Annotated in this window: 22 protein-coding genes; 13 read left to right on the forward strand and 9 right to left on the reverse strand. The window is 32.9% G+C overall.

What is annotated here, in order from left to right:
• The first annotated feature begins 102 nt into the window (after positions 1-102).
• A complete protein-coding gene (locus tag C8C88_RS06240; RefSeq protein ID WP_121337285.1) occupies positions 103-870 on the forward strand; it encodes an SDR family NAD(P)-dependent oxidoreductase in 768 nt (255 codons plus the stop codon).
• 78 nt (positions 871-948) lie between these two features.
• On the opposite strand, the gene C8C88_RS06245 is transcribed toward C8C88_RS06240, so the two are convergent.
• From C8C88_RS06245 to C8C88_RS06255, 3 genes are all read right to left on the reverse strand, one after another.
• Complete coding sequence (locus C8C88_RS06245) at positions 949-1,605, reverse strand: aspartate kinase (RefSeq protein WP_121337286.1); 657 nt, start codon at positions 1,603-1,605, stop codon at positions 949-951.
• A 119-nt stretch (positions 1,606-1,724) separates the two neighbouring features.
• Positions 1,725-2,084: a YraN family protein gene (locus C8C88_RS06250; protein WP_121337287.1), complete on the reverse strand. Its 360-nt coding sequence runs from the start codon at positions 2,082-2,084 to the stop codon at positions 1,725-1,727.
• 22 nt (positions 2,085-2,106) lie between these two features.
• Entirely contained in the window at positions 2,107-3,021 is a 915-nt protein-coding gene (locus tag C8C88_RS06255; protein WP_370453790.1) for an LD-carboxypeptidase, read from the reverse strand.
• Between the two features lie 190 nt (positions 3,022-3,211).
• On the opposite strand from C8C88_RS06255, the gene C8C88_RS06260 reads away from it, so the two are divergent.
• Together C8C88_RS06260 and C8C88_RS06265 are read left to right on the forward strand one after the other, a co-directional pair.
• Positions 3,212-4,321 carry an endonuclease/exonuclease/phosphatase family protein gene (locus C8C88_RS06260; protein ID WP_121337288.1) on the forward strand — a complete coding sequence of 370 codons (1,110 nt, stop codon included), beginning with the start codon at positions 3,212-3,214 and terminating at the stop codon, positions 4,319-4,321.
• 165 nt (positions 4,322-4,486) lie between these two features.
• Positions 4,487-6,040 (forward strand): aldehyde dehydrogenase family protein, encoded by a 1,554-nt coding sequence (locus C8C88_RS06265; RefSeq protein WP_121337289.1) that lies wholly within the window; start codon positions 4,487-4,489, stop codon positions 6,038-6,040.
• A gap of 45 nt (positions 6,041-6,085) precedes the next feature.
• On the opposite strand, the gene C8C88_RS06270 is transcribed toward C8C88_RS06265, so the two are convergent.
• The 4 genes from C8C88_RS06270 to C8C88_RS06285 form a co-directional block, all read right to left on the reverse strand.
• Positions 6,086-6,586, reverse strand: coding sequence for a DUF6646 family protein (locus C8C88_RS06270; protein ID WP_121337290.1), 501 nt, complete (start codon positions 6,584-6,586; stop codon positions 6,086-6,088).
• A gap of 47 nt (positions 6,587-6,633) precedes the next feature.
• Positions 6,634-7,359, reverse strand: a complete 726-nt coding sequence (locus tag C8C88_RS06275; protein ID WP_121337291.1) for a metallophosphoesterase — start codon at positions 7,357-7,359, stop codon at positions 6,634-6,636.
• A 333-nt stretch (positions 7,360-7,692) separates the two neighbouring features.
• Positions 7,693-8,832, reverse strand: coding sequence for an ATP-binding protein (locus C8C88_RS06280; RefSeq protein ID WP_121337292.1), 1,140 nt, complete (start codon positions 8,830-8,832; stop codon positions 7,693-7,695).
• A 28-nt stretch (positions 8,833-8,860) separates the two neighbouring features.
• Positions 8,861-9,619, reverse strand: a complete 759-nt coding sequence (locus tag C8C88_RS06285; protein ID WP_121337293.1) for an SDR family NAD(P)-dependent oxidoreductase — start codon at positions 9,617-9,619, stop codon at positions 8,861-8,863.
• A gap of 210 nt (positions 9,620-9,829) precedes the next feature.
• Between C8C88_RS06285 and C8C88_RS06290 the strand changes: the two genes are divergently transcribed.
• Positions 9,830-10,636, forward strand: a complete 807-nt coding sequence (locus tag C8C88_RS06290; RefSeq protein ID WP_121337294.1) for a DUF4382 domain-containing protein — start codon at positions 9,830-9,832, stop codon at positions 10,634-10,636.
• Between the two features lie 66 nt (positions 10,637-10,702).
• Here the strand turns inward: C8C88_RS06290 and C8C88_RS06295 are convergent, their stop codons facing one another.
• Entirely contained in the window at positions 10,703-11,575 is an 873-nt protein-coding gene (locus tag C8C88_RS06295) for an aldo/keto reductase family oxidoreductase (protein WP_121337295.1), read from the reverse strand.
• A 213-nt stretch (positions 11,576-11,788) separates the two neighbouring features.
• On the opposite strand from C8C88_RS06295, the gene C8C88_RS06300 reads away from it, so the two are divergent.
• The 8 genes from C8C88_RS06300 (at position 11,789) to C8C88_RS06335 (ending at position 20,924) form a co-directional block, all read left to right on the forward strand.
• The gene (locus C8C88_RS06300) at positions 11,789-12,793 is read left to right on the forward strand and encodes a MoxR family ATPase (protein ID WP_121337296.1); all 1,005 of its coding nucleotides are present in this window, start codon (positions 11,789-11,791) and stop codon (positions 12,791-12,793) included.
• A gap of 81 nt (positions 12,794-12,874) precedes the next feature.
• Positions 12,875-13,738, forward strand: coding sequence for a DUF58 domain-containing protein (locus tag C8C88_RS06305; protein ID WP_121337297.1), 864 nt, complete (start codon positions 12,875-12,877; stop codon positions 13,736-13,738).
• A 31-nt stretch (positions 13,739-13,769) separates the two neighbouring features.
• Positions 13,770-15,401, forward strand: a complete 1,632-nt coding sequence (locus C8C88_RS06310; protein ID WP_121337298.1) for a hypothetical protein — start codon at positions 13,770-13,772, stop codon at positions 15,399-15,401.
• Positions 15,401-16,402: a VWA domain-containing protein gene (locus C8C88_RS06315; RefSeq protein WP_121337299.1), complete on the forward strand. Its 1,002-nt coding sequence runs from the start codon at positions 15,401-15,403 to the stop codon at positions 16,400-16,402. Before C8C88_RS06310 ends, C8C88_RS06315 begins: the two co-directional genes overlap by 1 nt.
• 48 nt (positions 16,403-16,450) lie before the next feature.
• Positions 16,451-17,482 carry a VWA domain-containing protein gene (locus C8C88_RS06320; protein WP_121337300.1) on the forward strand — a complete coding sequence of 344 codons (1,032 nt, stop codon included), beginning with the start codon at positions 16,451-16,453 and terminating at the stop codon, positions 17,480-17,482.
• A gap of 51 nt (positions 17,483-17,533) precedes the next feature.
• On the forward strand, positions 17,534-18,298 hold the full coding sequence (locus C8C88_RS06325) for a tetratricopeptide repeat protein (RefSeq protein WP_121337301.1): 765 nt from the start codon (positions 17,534-17,536) through the stop codon (positions 18,296-18,298).
• Positions 18,299-18,365: 67 nt separating this feature from the next.
• Complete coding sequence (locus C8C88_RS06330) at positions 18,366-20,123, forward strand: BatD family protein (protein ID WP_121337302.1); 1,758 nt, start codon at positions 18,366-18,368, stop codon at positions 20,121-20,123.
• 57 nt (positions 20,124-20,180) lie between these two features.
• The gene (locus C8C88_RS06335) at positions 20,181-20,924 is read left to right on the forward strand and encodes a tetratricopeptide repeat protein (protein ID WP_121337303.1); all 744 of its coding nucleotides are present in this window, start codon (positions 20,181-20,183) and stop codon (positions 20,922-20,924) included.
• Position 20,925: 1 nt separating this feature from the next.
• Here C8C88_RS06335 and C8C88_RS06340 read toward each other — a convergent pair whose 3' ends face one another.
• A complete protein-coding gene (locus C8C88_RS06340) occupies positions 20,926-21,429 on the reverse strand; it encodes a CvpA family protein (protein WP_121337304.1) in 504 nt (167 codons plus the stop codon).
• 122 nt (positions 21,430-21,551) lie between these two features.
• Between C8C88_RS06340 and C8C88_RS06345 the strand changes: the two genes are divergently transcribed.
• Positions 21,552-21,908, forward strand: a complete 357-nt coding sequence (locus C8C88_RS06345) for a hypothetical protein (protein WP_121337305.1) — start codon at positions 21,552-21,554, stop codon at positions 21,906-21,908.
• Positions 21,909-22,000 lie beyond the last annotated feature (92 nt).

Below are 22,000 nucleotides of genomic sequence, written 5' to 3' on the forward strand. Positions count from 1 at the left end.
TATTTTTTGAAAAGTTGCAATTTCTAAACGATTCAAATTCTCGATTGATAGTTATAATTGGTTAATTTTACTTCTGCATTAATTAAAAAACAAACATTTAAGATGGAAATACATAAAAATAAAATAGCATTAGTAACTGGTGGCAGTCGAGGATTAGGAAAAGATATGGCCTTAAATCTTGCCAAAAAAGGACTTGATGTAATAGTAACTTACAACAATAAAAACGAAGAAGCTGAAGCTGTTGTAGCTGAAATTCAAAAATTAGGACAGAAAGCAGTAGCCATTCAACTGAATGTTTCTGAAGTGAGCAGTTTTGATTTGTTTTTTCAAAAGGTTTCAACGGCATTGAAAAGCACTTTTGATGCTGAAAATTTTGACTTTTTAGTTAATAATGCAGGCGTTGGTGTTCACGAAAGTTTTTTGACAACTACCGAATCCCAATTGGATGACATGGTCAATATTCATTTTAAAGGTGCTTTTTTTCTAACTCAAAAAGCATTACAAATAATGAATGACGGTGGTGGAATCGTAAATATTTCTTCTGGATTAACTCGATTTTCATTTCCGGGTTATGCTGCTTATGCGAGTATGAAAGGCGCAATGGAAACCTTGACTAAATACCAAGCTAAAGAATTGGGTGCAAGAAAAATTAGAGTGAATATTGTAGCTCCAGGAGCAATTGAAACCGATTTTGGTGGAGGTGCGGTGCGTGACAATGAGCAATTGAATCAATTTATCGCTTCGGTAACAGCATTAGGACGAGTAGGCTTGCCAGAAGATATTGGAAGTGTGATTGCTTTTTTATGTACTGAAGATGCTAAATGGGTGAATGCGCAACGTATAGAGGTTTCAGGAGGGATGAATCTATAATTTATTATAATATATTAATAAAAAAGCTTCCAATCTTCAAAAGTCTGGAAGCTTTACCTTATTTGTAAATAGGAATCGTTAGTTTTTCAAATCTTTAATTACTTTGAAAGCCACATCCACTTCATTTTCACTTACTAAAATAGTAAACTCATTTGAAGTTGAAATTACCTCATTTATGATAATTCCTTCCCAAGCCAAACGTTGGAAAATGAAATAGTAAATTCCAGGAACCACAATGTTTTCTTTAGGTAACTTTACAGTAATTGAAGCTAGATTTTCTAATTTTTGAATTAGTTTTTCATTAGCAAAATGCTTGTCAACTAAATGATTAACACTGTTGCTTACTACAATATTAGTTTCATTTACGCCTCTTGATGAGGTGTAAAAAATATCAGAAAAAGTATTGATGTCCGTAATTAATTCCGCTTGTTTGTTTAAAACCGTATCTGAAGCTGCAAAAGTGTAATCCGTCAATTCAGAACGAACAGTAATCTCACCAATGTTTTTAATTACTTTGTTGATTTTGTGATTGAGTTTAAAATCCAATTCTTCAGTTAGTCTTTTAAGTGACATCACTACAGCCCCTTGTTTAACTTCTTTGCCAAATTCACTTTCTAATTCGGTCATTATATTTCTAGATAATGAAGTTAAATTGATGATACCCAGGGACAAGGCATTCAATAAAAAAGGTTTTGTTTTAATGTAATTTTCTACAATTGAAGAAACAGTTTTCATAGTTGTAAGAGTTTAGTTTTTTGGGTAAATAGTTGTGTTTGGTAAACAGTTGTGTTAAAAACCGTGGCAAATATAATTAAAAAAACAATTTGTTACAAATATAACAATAAATTTTTTTGTTAAAAATGAAAAAATGCATCTATAAGGTGCTCAATAACAAAGGTTTTGTCGTTTTTATGGATGGCAATGATGTCAAAACGGACATTAAGGTCTAGATTTCTTTTATTTACAAAGGCATCAACGGCTTTTACAAGAAGTTGAATTTTTTTTGGATTCACAAAATCTTGCGGTAATCCAAATTCTAATGAAGATCTAGTTTTAACTTCTACAACAGCCAGAGTATCTTCTTTTTGTGCAAGTATATCAATCTCTGCTTTTTGGAAAGTCCAATTGGTTTCTAAAATGGTATAGCCTTTATCTTGAAGGAATTTCACAGCCTTTTGTTCTCCTAATTTTCCAAGTTCATTGTGTTCGGCCATAAGATTTTGTTTTTATCAACTTTTAGTCAAATACAACAGAACTAGAGGTTTTATCCACATCAATTTTGACTGTATTTCCTAAAATTAATGCTCTATTGTCTTGAATGTGACCAGCTGGAAAATTGTAAATAACCGGAATATCATATTTTTTAGTAACGTCGTCTATGATTTCAACTGCATTTTTCCCCCAAGGAATGTCGTTGTCTTTCATTTTTGTCATAGAACCCACAATAATTCCTTTGACGGCATCAAGACAACCGTTGCGTTTTAAATTCATCATCATACGATCAATATGATAGAGATATTCATCTAAATCTTCAATGAATAAAATTTTATCTGTACAATTAATTGCGGATTGAGATCCCAAAACACTGTATAAAATGGATAAATTTCCTCCTACCAATTCACCAGTAGCTTTCCCGGGTCTATTCATTTGGTTTCCAGAAATTGTATAGAATAAAGGTTCGCCAAAAATAGAAATGCGTAAGGATTCTATAGCTTCAGCAGATGCTTTAGGAATACTGATTGGCATAATTGCATGAATCGATTTAAAACCCATAGTGTTCAAATGGTTGTGTAAAACCGTTACATCACTAAATCCTATTATCCATTTTGGGTTTTGTTTGAATGTACTAAAATCAAGTAAATCAATCATTCGAACAGTGCCATAACCACCACGAACACACCAAATAGCTTTTACGTTAGGATTGTCCATTTGCTCTTGAAAATCAGAAGCACGTTGTTCGTCAGTTCCCGCCAGTTGATTGTCATCTAGACCAATACTTTTTCCAATGATAACTTCGAGTCCCCAACTGTGTAATAAGTCAATAGCTGGTTTTAGGTTGTCATCTATGTTTTTTCGGGCAGTTGCCACAATAGCAATAGTATCTCCTTTTTGTAAAGTAGGCGGTGTAATCATTACGGTATTTGCTTGCATATTGAAGGATTGTAAAATAAAAATAAGAAATAGGATTTTATAGGAAACTAAATGGCGCATTATAAAAGTGATTTAGAGATCATTTCAGTTTCTTTTTTTGGAATTGAAAAACAAATATAATCAAATTGTAAATATTTTGAAGCCGCTTGTTATAAATGTAGTATTTTTATTATATAAATAATTTAAATTTATGAGAATAATTTCGCTTTTGACAATCTTGTTTCTAATGCCAAAATTAAATGCACAACAAAAGAACTATAGAATACATACGGTAGCATTTTACAATTTCGAGAATTTTTTTGATACTATAAATGATCCCAATACGAATGATGATGAATGGACTCCAAAAGGAGCACAGCACTGGACTTCTTCAAAATACCAAATCAAACTTCAAAATTTGTCACGCGTTTTATCAGAAATAGGTTCTGCTGAAAATATAGAATCACCAACTTTTATTGGCGGTTGTGAAATCGAAAACAGAAATGTTTTGGAGAATTTAATCAAACAGCCTAAAATGGTACGGGCTGATTATGGAATTATACATTTTGATTCGCCTGACAAACGCGGAATTGATGTGGCTTTATTGTATAGAAAAAAGCATTTTAAGCCCACTAGCTATGTAAACGTTCCATTATATGTTTATAAAAAAGAAACCAAAATCAAAGAGAATTCAAAAGTTGAATCAGACGAAAAAACAGATGATATTTTACAAACGAGTACTAAAAATCATCGTGTTTATACACGCGATCAGCTTTTAGTAACGGGTTTTTTAGATGGTGAAGAAATAAATATTATTGTCAATCATTGGCCTTCACGATCAGGAGGAGAAAAAAAATCCAGCCCATTTAGAGAAGCTGCGGGTGCTTTAAACTTAAAGATAATTGACTCTTTGCAACATATAAATCCTAATGCAAAAGTTATTACTATGGGGGATTTGAATGATGGGCCTTATAACAAAAGCGTAAAGTTTGCATTAGGTGCAAAATCATCAAAAGCGGATGTGAAGCCTTTTGGAATTTATAATCCGTTTGATGAAATGGCAAAAAAAGGGCAAGGAAGTATTGCACATCGAGATGCTTGGGATATTTTTGACCAAATAATGGTTTCAGAAACCTTACTCAAAAATGATTTTTCTTCTTTCCGGTATTGGAAAGCTGGAATCTATAACAAATCCTTTTTAATACAAACCAGCGGGCAATATAAGGGGTATCCGCTGCGGCATTCTGCAACCGAAGTTGGCTTTAGTGATCATTTTCCCGTTTATATTTATTTGATTAAAGAAAAAACTAAGAATGAATAGCATCTTTCCTTAAAGAATTGTTCTATAATTAAAGTAAATTTGGAGTGTTTCTGTTTTAGAAAACAATTATATCCATTTGTAAAATATAGGATACAATGTTTAGTATTTCACGCTAAAACAATATATTTGTAAAATAATATAACAATTTTTAATAAAAAAGTTAGAATGGTAACAATTGCAAATCAATTTGGGATGAAAGAAGCTTTAGAACAATTAGGTGTAAAAGCTATAAATGAAGGGACTTCAACTGGAATAAATAATTTTTCATCAGGAGAAATTCTAGAAAGTTATTCGCCAGTTGATGGAAAATTAATTGCATCAGTAAAAGTTTCAAGTGCGGCTGATTATGAAAAAGTTATGCAAACTGCAACCGAAGCTTTCAAAACATTTAGACTAATGCCGGCACCACAACGTGGAGAAATTGTGCGTCAGTTTGGAGATAAATTACGTAAAAATAAAGAAGTTTTAGGTAAATTAGTTTCTTATGAAATGGGTAAATCATTGCAAGAAGGCTATGGTGAAGTTCAGGAAATGATTGATATCTGTGATTTTGCGGTTGGTCTTTCCAGACAATTACATGGATTAACTATGCATTCAGAACGTCCAGGACACCGCATGTACGAACAATACCATTCAATGGGAGTTGTCGGAATTATTTCGGCATTTAATTTTCCTGTGGCAGTTTGGTCTTGGAACACCGCTTTAGCTTGGATATGTGGCGATGTTTGCGTTTGGAAGCCGTCCGAAAAAACACCACTTTGCGGGATTGCTTGTCAAAATATAATTGCCCAAGTTATTAAGGAAAACAATCTTCCAGAAGGGATTTCTTGTTTGATTAATGGAGATTACAAAATAGGCGAATTAATGACTGCTGATAGACGTATTCCTTTGGTTTCAGCAACTGGTTCTACCCGAATGGGGAAAATTGTAGCACAAGCTGTTGCGGGTCGTTTGGGTAAATCATTATTAGAATTAGGGGGAAACAATGCGATAATTGTAACGCCAGATGCTGATATTAAGATGACTGTAATTGGGGCTGTTTTTGGCGCAGTAGGAACTGCTGGACAGCGCTGCACCTCAACACGTCGTTTAATTATTCATGAAAGTATTTATGATAAAGTTAAAGATGCTGTGGTAGCTGCATACAAACAATTGCGAATAGGAAATCCATTAGACGAAAACAATCATGTTGGTCCGCTAATAGACACTCATGCGGTTGAAATGTATGCGCACGCATTAACAAAAGTAGTTGCCGAAGGAGGAAAAATCCTGGTGGAAGGCGGCGTACTTTCTGGTGAAGGATATGAAAGTGGTTGCTATGTAAAACCAGCAATTGCTGAAGCAAAAAACTCTTTCGAAATTGTACAACATGAAACTTTTGCACCTGTTTTATATTTAATAAAATATTCTGGCGAAGTCACAAATGCAATCGAACTTCAAAACGGAGTTGCTCAAGGATTATCTTCTGCAATTATGACTAATAATTTGCGTGAAGCGGAATTGTTTTTATCGGTTACGGGTTCAGATTGTGGAATTGCCAATGTAAATATTGGAACATCTGGAGCGGAAATTGGAGGAGCTTTTGGAGGAGAAAAAGAAACTGGCGGTGGACGGGAATCAGGTTCTGATGCTTGGAAAATATACATGCGTCGTCAAACCAATACTATAAATTATACGACTAGCTTGCCATTGGCACAAGGAATAAAATTTGATTTGTAATTCAAGAAATAATTCTAAATAAAAAAGAGTATTGTTCAAGTACTTTTATAAGTTAAATGAAGCACCAATATTGAACACAAACTGGTTGTTTAAATGATCAAAACCAGTAATGTTATTATCGTATTTTGCTATTGGCACACCAGCTTCGGTAAAGATGCCAAAACCTTCTGTGAAGAAATAACGAAAGCCAAGATGCGCTCCGAAATTTCGCAATCCTAAATCAAGTCCTGGATAAATATCCATTTTTTCATCTAGTTTAAATACATTGCCTAAATTAGCATTGAACCTTACTTTTGCATCGAATCGATCACCAAATTCTGGTTTGTTGTTTAAAGCATCGGAATTAACAGTTAATAAATAAGAAGCTACAAATCCATATGACATGTTTTCGCCAAGGCCAAAATCCGATGAAAGACGAATTCCAGATCCTCCATTTTGAATGTTTGCTCCAACATCAAATTTGACATCTCCTTTTCCTTTAAAAGCTACTTGGGCATGTGTTAAACTGAAGGCGAATAATAGCGATAGTGTAATAATTTTTTTCATAATCTTGGGGGTTAAAATTTATCCCGCAAAACTAATAAAATTATACGCTAATTCCTACCTTTTTCATTTGGATATAAAAAATCTAAAGGTTCACTTTGCCAAAATTCTTTCGTGTCAACATCCATAATTGTAAGCGGTCCTTTAAAGGCAGCTCCAGTATCTACATTCCAAACATTAGCCATAACAACAGGCTTGGTTTCACCAATTCTAGTAACGGGAGTATGACCTATATATACTTCATCATATAAGGTAAGTCTTTTGGGATACATTGGATGATTTCGTTTCATGGTTTTGTCCAATGCTAAAGCGGTTTCCCATAATGTTCGGTCCCAATAGAAAAGTTTTGGAAAATATTCAAAATCGATGCCGTTCATATTGGTAAAACCAGCATGAATAAACAAACGGTTTTTATCGTCTAAATAATGGTCTTTAAGTGATTGAAGAAATTCAATATGTCTTTGTTTTATTTCTAAACTAACCGTTTCATATGCTAAAACAGTTGCTTCACCTCCATGTTTGTACCATAAAACATTATCCTTGTTGTCGTTAAGCCAATGAAGTAATAATTCATCGTGATTTCCTCTGATAAAGTGACAATTATTTGTAGAATTCAATGCTATTAAATAATCGATAACCTGAGGAGATTGACTCCAGCCATCTACATAATCGCCTAGAAAAATTAAGATATCTTCTGTAGTGACTTTTGCGCGTTCCATAATTTGGTGTATGGCTCTTAATCCTCCATGTATGTCGCCTATGACGAATGTTCTCATTTGGTTAGTATCAATTTGTTTTCACACAAAAATAAGTGAAAAGTAGTTCTGTTTTTATATTTTTTTGAAGTTCTGATTGTTAAGTGTGTTTCATAAATAATATCCCGAAGGATTAGACTATTTGCTAGATGTGATTATTTCTTTTTTATGAATCAAGCTCAATTAATTTTATCAGAAAAATCATGGTTTTTGGTGATTGTTTCCTGTGTTTTTTTAGAATAATTTTATACAAACTTTAAAGCAATTTATCATGAGTGCAGTTTTGACATTGTTGTTTTTACTAATTGATTGGATATGTAATTTGCTGAATGCAATTTTATTTGGTTAACATGATTATTGTACATCATACTTCATTTTTCTCAAAATCCGTAACGCTTCTTTAAACGAAAGATATACTTGTGTAAAAGGTTTCAAAAGGAGTTTGGCATCAATCAGTTTTTGTTTAGCATCTTCAAAACCGTTTAAGTAACAAATCATAAAAGTAGAAGGTAGATTTTCTAAATCTTTATACTCTCGGTCAGATAGCACAATTCCTTTTTGAAGTTTGCTGAGTAAAATTATATTTGAATTGTAAATGTGAAACAGTAATTTTTTATTGAATTCAGGTGGTTGAAACAGTATTTGCCTTTCAATTTTATAATAACCATTATCATGAAAATGAATGGTTTGCTGTTCCAGAGGATAATAGCTGGTTTTGTCATTTAATCCTAAAGGGACGTATTCAATTATGGTAAAAGTGTCTTCATCATACGTAATTTCTACCACGTCTTGTGCGGAATAAAAAAGCTTAATTTGTTCATTTATCAACTCAATATCGACTCTTGATAAATAGGTTTTGTCACGAGATTTTTTAGAAATTCCTGCCCAACATATTACAAACAATTCCTTGAAGACTTTATATTTAGGCTCCATGTTTTTATGCCTAAAATTCAAAAAATCAATTACGTTATCAAGGGTATATTGAATGCTGTTGCGCGAATTATTTTCAATACCAATAACCGTTTCAGTGTTTTGATAATTTTTTTCAATTTCTCCTTCAACTGGCATGGTATTGCTGCCTCGCCTTATAAAAATGCTGTTTGCTGGAATAGTGTGAATTCCTTTTTTGAAGAAAGAAGTTTTGCTTTTTGGTTTAATCGTAACAAGCCCTATTACTTTGTCCTTTGGTAAATTTGGGAAAGGGACATTTTCGTATTGGATTTTAGGCGGATTTTCAAGAAATGCGTTTACTAAATTTTGAATGCGACTATCGTCAAAAAAATCATCCCCTACAATTTCATTATCATAATCTTCAACACCCACAACTATGTAGGAATTATTGGTGGGATTAGAGTTTGATAAGGCACAAATGTGTTTTAAAAATTTAGCTTTTCCTTCCCTTGAATGCAAGTTCAACTGACGCTTTTTGTCATAAAAACTACTCTCGTCATTGTGCGCGAGAAGGTTTTTTATAAGAAGGCGTTTGTTAATCATTAGATTGGTTTCAAGGTTTTATGAATAACTAGCTTTTAACACGATTTACAATTGTAGCAGAGGCTTGCGCTGTTGGGTACACAATTAAATCGGCAATGTTTACATGATAAGCTCTTGACACTACAAAATGAATAATATCAGCAATATCTTCTGCTTGTAAAGCATCTAGACCACTGTAAACTGTTGAGGCTCTTTCTGAATCACCTTTGAAACGCACTTCACTAAATTCAGTTTCAACCATTCCTGGATGAATTGCACCAACTCTTATTCCGTAAGGATTTAAGTCCATTCGCATGCTATTGTTTAGTGCATCAACGGCATGTTTTGAAGCACAATATACATTGCCGTTTGGATATACTTCTTTGCCAGCGATGGAACCAATATTAATAATATGTCCAGATTTTTGTTCAATCATTTTAGGGATTATGGCTTTCGATACGTATAAAAGTCCTTTTACATTGATATCAATCATGGCATCCCAATCGTCTAAATCTCCATTTTGGATGGAATCTAAACCATGGGCATTCCCCGCATTATTAATTAAAATGTCAATTTTTGAAAAAGCTTCGGGTAAAGAATTGATAGTTTCAAAGACGGCTTTTTTGTCTCGAACATCAAATACTAAGGTGTGAACTTCGGTGCATTCCGAAAGCTCTTTTTTAAGTTGAAGTAATCGTTCTTCTCGTCTTCCGCAAATGATAATTTTATAACCGTTTTTAGCTAATAGGATTGCAGTTGCTTTGCCAATTCCGCTAGTTGCGCCAGTAATTAGGGCTGTTTTATTCATGATTTATTTCTCTGAGATTTTCTTTTTTGAACATTTTTTCAAATAAAATTTAACATACTGAAAGTGTCGTTTGGTATAAAAATTGCAAATTATTACAAAGGGATAATAAGATTTGTTTTTTTGTTAATTGATATGTTAAATTACTTTTTAAAGGCACTAAGCAAGTCTTATTTTTCGTTATGAAATTACTAATTTAAAAAATAACAAGGTATGAAAAAAGTAAAATTTTATTTAGCAGCGTTTTTTGTAATAGCATTCTTAGGTTTGTTTTTTGCAAGTTGCAGTGATAATGGAGATGGATCTCAAACGTCGAGAATTTCTGTTAGAATGACTGATGCGCCTGGTGATTATGATGAGGTAAACGTGGATGTGTTAGATGTAATGATTAAAAGTAATTCTAATGCGGATGATCAAGGCTGGATAAGTATAGGAAATGTTACACCTGGAATATATAATTTACTTGATTTAACAGGCGGTGTAAATGTAATGTTAGCGGATAATAATGTGCCTTCTGGTGATTTAGGACAAATCAGATTAGTTTTAGGGGATAGAAATACCGTAGTTAAAGATGGGGTTACCTATCCTTTGAATACACCTAGTGCACAACAATCTGGATTGAAATTACAAGTTAATCAAACACTTTTAGAAGGTGCTACTTATGAATTTTTGTTAGATTTTGATGTTGAACATTCTGTTGTGGTTCAGGCTGGTGGTTCAGGAATTTATAATTTGCATCCAGTAATTAGAGTAACAACAAATGCTACTTCAGGAGTTATTAAAGGTGAGATAAGTCCAAATTTAGTTGGGTTTCAAGTTTTAGCGTCTGTTCAAGTTGGAACAACTACAGTTTCAGCCTATGCAAATGAACAAGGTTTGTTCCAATTAAATGGAGTTCCTGCAGGAACATATACGGTTACTTTAACACCAGATGTAGCTTCGGGTAAAACTGTAAAAACAGTTGACGGAGTTGTAGTAGTCAATGGAGTTATAACTGATATGGGTAACATTGCTTTATAGAGAAAATTATAATTGCATAAAAAAACAGCTAGTAATAGCTGTTTTTTTATGCAATTTATTTAATAATTAAGGAACATCATTCCCCATACTTTCGGTCCAAATGGCAAACCAATCTTCTTTGTCTAATTTTAATTCGGTTGCTTTCATCAAAGATTGGATTCGGGCAACATTTACAGTTCCTGCAATAGGAATTATTTTTGCTGGATGTTGCAAAATCCAAGAAAGTAAAAGTGTATCAGAACCCAATTCATATTTTGAAACCAAAGTCGCCAATAGCTTTTTCAAACGTCTTGTTTGCTGATTGTCTTCTCTAAAAACACTTCCCAAAGGATTCCATGACATTGGACGTATGTTGTGAACCTGCATATAATCTAGACTTCCATCAAGCATCGGCTCATAATTTGTAGCCGAAAAAGAAATTTGATTATAACTTACTTCTGTTTTCTGGCTAATCAATGCTGTTTGAGAAGCCGTGAAATTAGAAAGTCCAAAATCAATAATTTTCCCTTCTGATTTTAGTTTCAGCACTGCTTCTGCAATTTCATCCGCCTGCATTAATGGGCTTGGTCTGTGTAATAAGAGAACATCTAAATAATCCGTCTGTAAGTTTTTTAATGAATTTTCAACAGACCAAATGATGTACTCTTTTGAATAATCATAATGTTTGATTTTGTTACTTCTATTTTCCGTTACCATTTGGATGCCGCACTTAGAAATTAACTGCATTTTATTTCTGTCAATTTTGCTTCCGGTTAGCGCTTTTCCAAAATCAGATTCAGTTGTATAGGAACCGTAAATATCAGCATGGTCAAATGTTGTGATTTTGTTTTCCAAACAAAGATGAATCATGTTTATTATTTCTTTAGTACTGAGATTTTTATCCCAAATACCCCAATTCATAGCCCCAGCAATAATAGGAGATAAAGTTGTTTTACTCATGGTTTTTATATTTTATTCAAATTGGTATTTTGTCTATTTCAAAGTCTATTTTTCAAAGTTCTTAAAAATAGGTAAATTCTATCATAATTCGTCCTTAAAATTAGGGATTTCCCCGAAGTTTTAACCATTTTTTAACATCTTTCTTCTAAAAAAAAATTCAATTTGCACTACCAAAAGCAAGGCATTAAATACTTAGGTTTTAAAAATATTAATATGGAAGAAAATACAACGACTTTAGACATTAGAGCGATTAATGAAAAAATAGAGAGAGAAAGTGCTTTTATAGACCTTCTTACAATGGAAATGAACAAAGTTATTGTGGGTCAAAAACACATGGTAGAGCGTTTGTTAATTGGGCTTTTGGGACAAGGGCATATTTTATTAGAAGGTGTTCCTGGATTAGCTAAAACATTAGCAATTAATACGTTGTCACAAGCAGTTCATGGTTCTTTTAGTAGAATTCAGTTTACTCCAGATTTATTGCCTGCGGATGTAGTTGGTACGATGATTTACAATATTAAACAGAACGAATTTTCGATTAAGAAAGGGCCTATTTTTGCCAATTTCGTTCTTGCAGATGAGATCAATCGTGCGCCTGCAAAAGTTCAATCAGCATTGTTAGAAGCCATGCAGGAAAAACAAGTAACTATTGGCGATACTACATTTAAATTAGACAGACCTTTTTTAGTTTTAGCAACTCAAAACCCAATCGAGCAAGAAGGAACCTACCAACTTCCTGAAGCACAAGTTGACCGTTTTATGTTGAAAACCGTTATTGATTATCCAAAAATGGATGAAGAGCGATTGGTTATTCGTCAAAACCTAAAAGGAAGTTATGATAAAGTAAACCAAGTAGTTTCGGTAGACCAAATTTTGCGTGCGCAAGAAGCGGTTCGTGAAGTTTACATGGATGAAAAAATAGAGAAATATATTCTTGATATTATTTTTGCAACCCGTTTTCCAGAGAAATATAAATTAGCGGATTTGAAACCATTAATTAGTTTTGGAGCATCGCCACGTGGAAGTATTAATTTAGCTAATGCGGCTAAATGCTATGCTTTTATTAAACGTCGTGGTTATGTAATTCCTGAGGATGTACGTGCTGTTGTTCATGATGTTTTACGTCATAGAATTGGAGTGACTTATGAAGCGGAAGCAGAAAACATCACTTCGGTAGACATTATAAATAAAATCGTAAACGAGATTGAAGTACCGTAAAAGTGAATAGTAAAAAGTGAATAGTAATTAGCCTTTTTTGGGTTGCTACTCACCACTCACTTCTCACTAATTACTATAAAAATGGATACAAAAGAGCTTTTAAAAAAGGTACGAAAAATAGAAATCAAAACCCGAAGATTGAGTGATCATATCTTTTCGGGAGAATATCACACTTCGTTTAAAGGACGTGGGATGACATTCAGTGAAGTGCGTCAGTACCAATATGGAGATGATATTCGTGCGATTGATTGGAATGTGACGGCTCGTTACAACGAAGCACATGTTAAGGTTTTTGAAGAAGAACGTGAATTGACCATGATGTTGATGGTTGATATTTCTGGTTCAGAAAGTTTTGGTTCAAAAAACCAATTCAAAAAAGATATTGTTACAGAAATTGCTGCTACCATGGCTTTTTCTGCTACGCAAAATAATGATAAAATAGGATTGATTTTATTTTCTGATGAGATTGAACTTTATATTCCCCCAAAAAAAGGAAGATCTCATGTATTGCGCATCATTCGAGAACTTATAGAATTTGAACCTAAGAGCCATAAAACAGATCTTGCACAAGCTTTAAAATTTTTGTCTGGAACCCAGAAAAAGAAAGCTATTGTTTTTGTTATTTCGGATTTCATGTCGCAAGATTATGAGCAAACCCTAAAAATTGCTTCTAAAAAGCATGATATCACAGGCATTCGAGTGTATGATATTCGGGAAGAAAAAATGCCAAATTTAGGAATGGTCTCTATGCTTGACGCGGAGTCTGGTGAAATTCAATTGGTTGATACGAGTTCAAAATCTGTCCGAATGAATTATGAGAAATACTATCATGATAAAGTGAATTATTTCAAAGAAACGTTCAGTAAATCAGGTTCGGGAGTCGTAAACACAAGAGTTGACGAAAGTTATGTGACAAAATTATTAGGCTATTTTAAATCTAGATAAGACAAACCTGCCCGGTTTAAATAATAATTAAATGAAAATTAAATTTTACCTACTAGTTCTGCTATTTTCTTCAGCTGTTTTTGCACAACAAAAACAAGTAGTGACAAGTATTGATACGATTAAAAATAAAATTGGTGCCGAGTTCAAATTAACATTGAAAACTACGGTTGATACTTCGGCTAAGGTAGTTTTTCCGAAACTTAAAAACATAGGAGCGCTTGAAGTAATTAGGTCTTATCCAATTGATACTGTCAAGAAAAATGATCGCTATGAGCTAATCAAAAAATATGGATTAACCCAATTTGATTCTGGTAGATACACTATTCCAAGCATCAAAATTTTAATTAATAAGAAACCTTTTTTATCAGATTCTCTTTTGGTTGATGTGGCCAATGTAAAAGTGGATACGCTACAGCAAAAAATGTATGATATTAAGGATATAGTTCCTGTAGAAAACACCACTGGGAATTGGTGGAAATACCTTTTGGCATTAGTAATAATCTTAGGCATTGTTGCCTTAGTTTATATATACATTAAGAAGCATCAAAAGAAGAAAATTGAGGAAGAAATTTTCAAAACGCCTATAGAAAAAGCAACGAGTTTGCTTAATAACTTAGAAAAAAAGGAGCTTTGGCAAAAAGGAGAAATCAAAGCATATTATAGTGAATTGACAGATATTGCGAGAAATTATATTGAAGAAGCTATTGAAATCCCAGCAATGGAAAGTACTACTTCGGAACTTATTTTAGGACTTCGCGCAGCTTCGGTCAAAAAGAAAATGACACTTTCGCAAGAAACAATTGAAAATCTAGAACGTGTTTTAAAACAAGCCGATTTAGTGAAATTTGCTAAGTCAAAACCATTAGATTTTGAAATTACCGAGGATAGAAATAAAATTCAAAAGGCAATTCTGACTTTGGATAAATCCATCCCTGTAGAAGTTCCTGTAGAAGAAGATGTTTTATTAAACGAAGTACAAAGACAAAATCAAATCCGAATTCAATTAAAGAAACAAAGACAAAAACGCATTGTTATAGCACTGTCTTTATTTTTGTTTTTATTGGTTGCAACCACGACATTTTTTATAATTACGAAGGGTTTTGATTATTTAAAAGATAACATTATCGGTCATCCTACAAAAGAATTATTAGAAGGAGAATGGGTAAAAAGTGAATATGGAAACCCAGGTATTTTAATTGAAACACCGAAAGTGCTTAAACGAATGGATGCTCAAAAAACATTGCCTAAACAAACTATGGCTTTGATTAAAGAAATGCAACTTTTTCAATATGGTAGCATGGTAGACAATTTTTATATTGTTGTTTCGACTAACAAATTTAAAAACCCAGTAGAATTAGATTTATCTAAAGCTCTAGAAGGAAGTTTGAAATTGATTGAATCTCAAGGAGGACAAAACATCATTGTAAAACAAGAAGATTTTCAAACAGAAGGTGGAGTTGAAGGAATTAAAGGGTATGGAACAATGGATATTTTAGATCCAATAAGCAAATCAAGCCAAAAAGCATATTATGAGATTTTATATTTCAAGCAAGAGCAAGGCTTACAGCAAATAATGATTTTGCATGCAGAAGGAGATAAATATGGAAACGAAATAGCAGATCGAATTTTGAATTCGGTTGAATTAAAACAAGCAGGTAAATAATGGAAAAAATAACGTTTTTAAATCCAGAATTTTTTTGGTTGTTTCTTTTGATTCCAGTCGTTGTGGTCTGGTTATTTTTAAAAAGGAATCACCAATCCGCGACCTTAAAAATTAGTTCTGTTGAAGGATTCAAAGGTTCAAATACCTTGTTAGTAAGACTAAAACCTTTCCTGGGAGTGCTTCGATTATTGGCGTTAAGCTCCCTTATTGTGGCTATGGCAAGACCTAGAACAGTTGATATCAGTAACAAAACAAAAACCACCAAAGGAATTGATATTGTAATGGCAATTGATGTTTCTGGAAGTATGTTAGCCAAGGATTTGAAACCCAATAGAATGGAAGCGCTTAAAAGAGTTGCGGCTGATTTTGTTGACCAAAGACCAAATGACAGAATAGGACTTGTCGTATATGCATCCGAAGCTTATACAAAAACACCGGTTACAAGTGATAAAGCAATCATATCAGAAGCTATAAAAAGCATAAAATATGACAATGTTTTGCAAGATGGAACCGGAATAGGAATGGGATTAGCTACGGCGGTTAACCGTTTGAAAGATAGTAAAGCAAAAAGCAAAGTGATTATTTTATTAACCGATGGTGTAAATAATGCTGGTTTTATTGAGCCTGAAACGGCTTCAGATATTGCTAAACAATACGGAATTAAAGTCTATACAATCGGAATTGGAACGAACGGAATGGCTATGTTTCCTTATGCAGTTGCGCCAAACGGACAATTTTTGTTTCAGATGATGAAGGTTGAAATTGATGAACAATTGATGAAAAGTATCGCTAGAAAAACAGACGGGAAATATTTCCGCGCAACTAGTAATGATAAATTAGCTGAAATCTATGCGGCAATAAATAAACTAGAAACTACAGAAATTCAAGAATTGAAGTTCTATGATTATGACGAAAAATTCAGGCCTTTTGTTTGGTTTGCAGGTTTTTTGGTGTTATTAGAAATTGGATTGCGAAATACAGTTTACAAAAGCTTTATATAAAAACATTGCTATTGGCTATTGGCTAATGGCTTATTACTTTTTTAGAGAATGGAATTAGACGAAAAAAAATATTTATACCTGCTGTTTATACTACCCATTGTAGTGTTGTTTTTTCTATACAATTTATATTGGAAAAGAAAAAAACAACGTGAATTTGGAGATTTAGATTTGGTTAAAAAACTAAGCCCAGAAAGCTCTTTTTTTAAACCAATTTTGAAATTAGGAGTATTGCTTTTGGCATTGACAGGATTGATTTTAGGATTAGTAAATCCAAAAATTGGAACTAAAATGGAAACTGTAAAACGAGAAGGAATTGATATCGTTTTTGCCATTGACGTTTCTAAAAGTATGCTTGCCGAAGATGTCGCGCCAAATCGTTTAGAGAAGAGCAAACAAATTGTTTCTCAAATCATAAATCAATTAGGAAGTGACAGAATAGGAATTGTTGCTTATGCTGGAAATTCCTTTCCGGTTTTGCCTATTACAACGGATTATAGCGTTGCTAAAATGTTTTTGCAAAGTATGAATACGGATATGGTTTCGTCAGTGGGAACATCATTAGACGAAGCAATCAAGCTTTCAGCAACGTATTTTGACGATAAAAAAACGAGTAAGTTATTGATTATGATTTCTGATGGAGAAGATCATTCAGAAGGTGCAGAAGCCGCCGCTGAAGAAGCTAATAAGTTAGGAATTAAAATTATCACTATTGGAGTTGGAACTGAAAAAGGAGGAATGATTCCGTTGAAACAGAATGGAGTTGTTCAAGGTTTCAAAAGAGATAGTAATAATGAAATTGTTATTACGAAACGGAATCAAGAGAGTCTGATCGCAATTGCAAAAGCTACAAAAGGGGGATATGTAAAAGGTACAAATACTAAAGATGTTGTTGAGTATGTAAAAAATGCATTGAATAATATTGAGAAAACAGAATTTGAAGCAACGCAAATGGCCGATTTTCAATCCCAATTTCAATGGTTTTTAGGCATTGCTTTTATATTATTAGTGTTAGATGTTTTCCTTTTGGAAAGAAAAACAAAATGGGTTCGAAAGTTGAATTTATTTAACGATAAAGAATAGTTATTTCCTGGAGGATTGAAATCTTCTGGGGATATAAATTAAAAAATTATAATGAAAAAATTATTTCTATATGTTTTATTAGCCGTTTCTTTAGCCATTTCGGCTCAAGAAAAAGATGCTTCATTGCCAAAAGCTAATGAGGATTTTAGCTCAAAAAACTATGCCGATGCCGAAGCTAATTATAGAATTTCACAGTCAAAGTTTCCAAACAGAACGGTAGCTCCTTATAATCTAGGTAACGCTATTTACAGACAAAATCAATTTTCAGAGTCAAAGTTCGCTTACGCAAAAGCATTGAAAAATATAAAATCAAGATCTCAAAAACATAAAGCCTTGCATAATTTGGGAAATGTTTTTATGAACGAGAAAGATTATACACAAGCTGTAGAAGCTTATAAAGATGCTTTGCGTAATGATCCAACAGATGAAGAAACAAGGTATAATTATGCTTTGGCTAAAAAAATGCTAAAAGAAAATCCGCCTAAAGACGATAAAAATAAAGATAAAAACAAGGATAAGAATAAAGATAAAAAGGACGACAAGAAAGACGGCGATAAAGACAAGAATAAAGATAAAGGCGACAAAGACAAAGATAAAAACGACGATAAAGGAGATAAAGATAAGTCGGATAAAAATGGTAAGAACGATGATAAATCAAATCAAGATGGGAAGCCAAAACCAAATCCTGGAGGAATTTCTCAAGATCGATTACAAAATTTATTAGACGCCGTAAACAATGAAGAAAAGAAAGTGCAGAATAAAGTAAATGCACAAAAAATGAAAGGGAAACCAGCCAGAACAGAGAAAGACTGGTAATAGAATTTGAAATTTATACAAGATAATTTCAAATGGTAAAACAATAAAAAACAGATTAAAACAGGTAATGAAAAGATATTTAATCCTATTACTATTAAGTTTTCAGGGACTTTGGGCTCAAGTACAATTTGAGGCGAAAGTAAGCAAAACTACGCTTGGACTAAACGAGAGATTGCGTATTGATTTTGTTATGAATGTTGATGGAGATAATTTTGTACAGCCTTCTTTTGAAGGGTTCAGAATTATTGCAGGACCAAGTCAGCAAGTGAGTCAATCATGGATAAATGGGAAAAGTTCTTTTGAAAAAATTTATTCTTATTTTTTGTTGCCAAACCAAAAAGGAACTTTGGTTATTAGATCGGCAGCAATTGAATTTAATGGACAAATTTATAAAACAGCACCAATAAAAATCAATGTTACTGCGGCAATTCAGCAGCCATATGACCCGAACGATCCTAATGCGCCTCAAATATCTGCGGATGATAATATTTATCTGGTTGCTGATATTTCAAAGACGAATCCATACATCAACGAACCGATAACGGTAGTTTATAAATTGTATTTTAGTTACAACATTGGAATTACAAATTGGAGAGAGCTCAATAAACCAAAATACAATGATTTTTGGAGTCAGAACATAGATATTAAGCAATTAGTTGCGGAAGAAGGAATGTTTAGGGGGCAAAAATACCGTTATGTAGTATTAAGAAAAACGGTTTTATATCCTCAAAAATCAGGTAAATTATCTATTGAACCTTTGGCGTTAGATATTGATGTTCAATTGCCAACAAACCGAAGAGATGTTTTTGGTAGGGTTGTAGTAACTGAAGGAAACAAAAGAGTCTCGGCAGGAACTAAAACAATAGCAGTTAAAGCACTTCCAGAGGCTGGGAAACCAGCAGATTTTTCGGGTGCAGTAGGGAATTTTGATTTCAAAGTAACTCCGACTAAAACTAATTTGAAAAACGGTGAAAGTTTAGATCTAGTTGTTAGTGTGACGGGAAAAGGGAATATGAAATTGTTTAATTTGCCAAAACCAGTAGTTCCAAATGCCTTGGAAATGTATGATCCGGTGCATAATGAACAAGTTAATACTGGATTGTCTGGAATGACTGGAAAAATATCGGATAGTTATACGATTATCCCACAATACAAAGGGAAATATCCAGTTAAACCGATGCAGTTTTCGTATTTTGATTTGGGTTCAGGAACATACAAAACAATTAGTTCTCCTGAAATAATGATCAATGTACTTGATGGACCTTCGGCAGCTGACACCACAAATGTTGTGGCAAGTGGAGCTAAAAATAAAATTTTGCCAACAGAACAATTCAAATATATAAAGTTGAAAAGTACGCTTTTGGCAATGCAAAAAGACGATTTTTTAGGTTCTAATTTGTTTTATGGATTACTGCTTTTTCCATTCTTAATGCTGCCTTTAATCGTGGTGTTCAAAAAGAAAAAAGAATCTTTTGATAGCGATGTTACTGGAAACAGAATTAGAATGAACAATAAATTGGCTAAAAAATATTTGTCAGAAGCCAAAAAACAAATCAACAACAAAGAACCGTTTTATGTGGCTTTAGAAAAAGCAATGCATAACTTCTTGAAGGCTAAATTACATATTGAAACCTCAGAAATGAGTAAAGATAATATTCAAGAACTCTTGTTGTCTAGAAACGCAAATCCAGCAGCAGTAAATGATTTTATTGCATTAACTGAAAACTGTGAATTTGCCAGATACGCACCAGCATCAAGCACCTCTATTCAGCAGGATTTTGACAAAGCGGTATTGATTATCTCTGAATTAGAGAAACAGATATAAATTATAAAATTGACACACGCTAAGCGAATGAGCAAAGCAATTGATCATTAAAACAAAATGAAAAACATAGTTTATTTAGTAGTATTAATCACTCAGGTATTCTTTGCTCAAACGGGCTTTGAAGAAGGGAATAAATGGTATCAAAAAGGAGATTATAAGCAAGCAATTCAATCGTATGAAAGCGTTTTGAAAACCAATAAACATTCGGCTGAATTGTATTTCAATTTAGGAAATTGCTATTATAAACTTAATAAAGTAGCGCCATCCATTTATAATTACGAAAAAGCTTTAGTGCTTGAACCAAACGATAAAGAGACAATAAACAACTTGAAGTTTGCTCAAAAATTAACTATTGATGAGGTTAAAGAAGTCCAAAAAGTAGGTTTTGCAAAACTCCTTAGAGATTTCACCGCTATATACCATTACAATACTTGGGCGTGGATTGCGGTTGTGTTATCTATGGTATTTTTGTTGTTTTTTATAGGATATTATTTTTCGCATTTAGCACTCTTAAAAAGAATTTTTTTCTTCGGAATGTTTGTTTTAATCTCGTTGATTTCAATAAGTATTTCGTCAGCTGTTTTTGAAAAAAGCCATTATGAAAACGAAAGACCAGCCATTGTTTTTGCTGAAATGGCAGAAGTAAAAGCAGAACCTCAAAAGGCAGCTTCGGCTATTTTTATCCTTCACGAAGGAACTAAAGTTTATGTGCAACAATCGTTAACAAAATGGAAAAAAATTCAATTGACAGATGGAACGGACGGTTGGATTGAAAGCAATACTATTAAAGAAGTTAAATAATTTATTTTTTCTTTATGTTATCGTACCATTTTTCTATCGAAGGAAAAAGAAAACCAGCTGTTTTTTGGATAGGATTATAAAATATCGATTTATCTAGTGTTTCTTTTTTAGCTAAAAAATGGTTGTAATTTATTTTTCCAAAAACATTAAAAACAATACCTAAAACCAAAACGGTTTTTAGCATTCGGAAAAAACCACCGCCAAGTTTATTTGGCAATCCTAGATAAGCAAAATCAGCTATTTTGGTTAGAAATTTTCCTAAAAATGAAATACCAACAACTACAACTACAAAAGTTAGTATAAAAGCAATTACTTGGATAGTATAAGGATTCCAATGTAAAAATCCAGATAAAATGCCTTTCATAAAAGACGAAAATTTCACGGCAAAATAAATTCCTGCTAATAGTGAAACTAAGGAAGCTAATTCAACAAAAAGTCCGTTTCTGATTCCTTTATAAATAGCGTATCCTAATAATCCTCCTAAAACAATATCCAAAAAACTCATACTAATTAATTTAAAAATAAAAGTGCAAATATAAAAGAATTGTTCGGTATCAATTGCCAATTTTCAAGTTCTTATCTTTGCTAAAATTATTTCGGTTTTAAATCGCAATCAAAAAAATAAATATGTCTAGAGACACACAACTAAAAGAACGCTGGGAACAGCTTGTAAATATACTTTCCAATCAATTTTCGCAAGGAGAAGATTTAGATTTAGATGCCATCATTTATTTAATTGGCGTTCAGGAATTAGGAAAAGTGCATCGCGAATATAAAAAAGACGAAAAATTGAACTTAATGCACATCGCCATTTGTAGATTGCTTGAGCCATACGGATTCTATGAATTCGAATTTTTTGACGAAGAAGGCTGGCCACATTATAAAGTAAAAGAGGAATTACCGCCTTTAAAGGCAGGAGAACAATCGGTTTTGATGAAAGAAGCCATCGTGAATTATTTCCTGGAAAGAGAACTTATAGATTAGGATTTAAAAAGCGGTTCTTTCTCTAAACAAAATAATCTCACAATAGAGCACGGAAACTTTAAACTTTAAACCCTAAACTTGAAACAAATTTT

It is taken from the genome of Flavobacterium sp. 123, from assembly GCF_003634825.1.
Classification (GTDB): Bacteria; Bacteroidota; Bacteroidia; order Flavobacteriales; family Flavobacteriaceae; genus Flavobacterium.

Excerpts from the sequence above, each read along its gene's own strand:
- C8C88_RS06260 (WP_121337288.1), top strand. The coding sequence starts at position 3,212 with ATGAGAATAATTTCGCTTTTGACAATCTTGTTTCTAATGCCAAAATTA.
- C8C88_RS06265 (WP_121337289.1), top strand. The coding sequence starts at position 4,487 with ATGGTAACAATTGCAAATCAATTTGGGATGAAAGAAGCTTTAGAACAA.
- C8C88_RS06245 (WP_121337286.1), bottom strand. The coding sequence starts at position 1,605 with ATGAAAACTGTTTCTTCAATTGTAGAAAATTACATTAAAACAAAACCT.
- C8C88_RS06345 (WP_121337305.1), top strand. The coding sequence starts at position 21,552 with ATGTCTAGAGACACACAACTAAAAGAACGCTGGGAACAGCTTGTAAAT.
- C8C88_RS06295 (WP_121337295.1), bottom strand. The coding sequence starts at position 11,575 with ATGAGTAAAACAACTTTATCTCCTATTATTGCTGGGGCTATGAATTGG.
- C8C88_RS06275 (WP_121337291.1), bottom strand. The coding sequence starts at position 7,359 with ATGAGAACATTCGTCATAGGCGACATACATGGAGGATTAAGAGCCATA.
- C8C88_RS06255 (WP_370453790.1), bottom strand. The coding sequence starts at position 3,021 with ATGCAAGCAAATACCGTAATGATTACACCGCCTACTTTACAAAAAGGA.
- C8C88_RS06335 (WP_121337303.1), top strand. The coding sequence starts at position 20,181 with ATGAAAAACATAGTTTATTTAGTAGTATTAATCACTCAGGTATTCTTT.
- C8C88_RS06330 (WP_121337302.1), top strand. The coding sequence starts at position 18,366 with ATGAAAAGATATTTAATCCTATTACTATTAAGTTTTCAGGGACTTTGG.
- C8C88_RS06250 (WP_121337287.1), bottom strand. The coding sequence starts at position 2,084 with ATGGCCGAACACAATGAACTTGGAAAATTAGGAGAACAAAAGGCTGTG.
- C8C88_RS06305 (WP_121337297.1), top strand. The coding sequence starts at position 12,875 with ATGGATACAAAAGAGCTTTTAAAAAAGGTACGAAAAATAGAAATCAAA.
- C8C88_RS06240 (WP_121337285.1), top strand. The coding sequence starts at position 103 with ATGGAAATACATAAAAATAAAATAGCATTAGTAACTGGTGGCAGTCGA.
- C8C88_RS06290 (WP_121337294.1), top strand. The coding sequence starts at position 9,830 with ATGAAAAAAGTAAAATTTTATTTAGCAGCGTTTTTTGTAATAGCATTC.
- C8C88_RS06315 (WP_121337299.1), top strand. The coding sequence starts at position 15,401 with ATGGAAAAAATAACGTTTTTAAATCCAGAATTTTTTTGGTTGTTTCTT.
- C8C88_RS06270 (WP_121337290.1), bottom strand. The coding sequence starts at position 6,586 with ATGAAAAAAATTATTACACTATCGCTATTATTCGCCTTCAGTTTAACA.
- C8C88_RS06325 (WP_121337301.1), top strand. The coding sequence starts at position 17,534 with ATGAAAAAATTATTTCTATATGTTTTATTAGCCGTTTCTTTAGCCATT.
- C8C88_RS06320 (WP_121337300.1), top strand. The coding sequence starts at position 16,451 with ATGGAATTAGACGAAAAAAAATATTTATACCTGCTGTTTATACTACCC.
- C8C88_RS06285 (WP_121337293.1), bottom strand. The coding sequence starts at position 9,619 with ATGAATAAAACAGCCCTAATTACTGGCGCAACTAGCGGAATTGGCAAA.
- C8C88_RS06340 (WP_121337304.1), bottom strand. The coding sequence starts at position 21,429 with ATGAGTTTTTTGGATATTGTTTTAGGAGGATTATTAGGATACGCTATT.
- C8C88_RS06300 (WP_121337296.1), top strand. The coding sequence starts at position 11,789 with ATGGAAGAAAATACAACGACTTTAGACATTAGAGCGATTAATGAAAAA.
- C8C88_RS06310 (WP_121337298.1), top strand. The coding sequence starts at position 13,770 with ATGAAAATTAAATTTTACCTACTAGTTCTGCTATTTTCTTCAGCTGTT.
- C8C88_RS06280 (WP_121337292.1), bottom strand. The coding sequence starts at position 8,832 with ATGATTAACAAACGCCTTCTTATAAAAAACCTTCTCGCGCACAATGAC.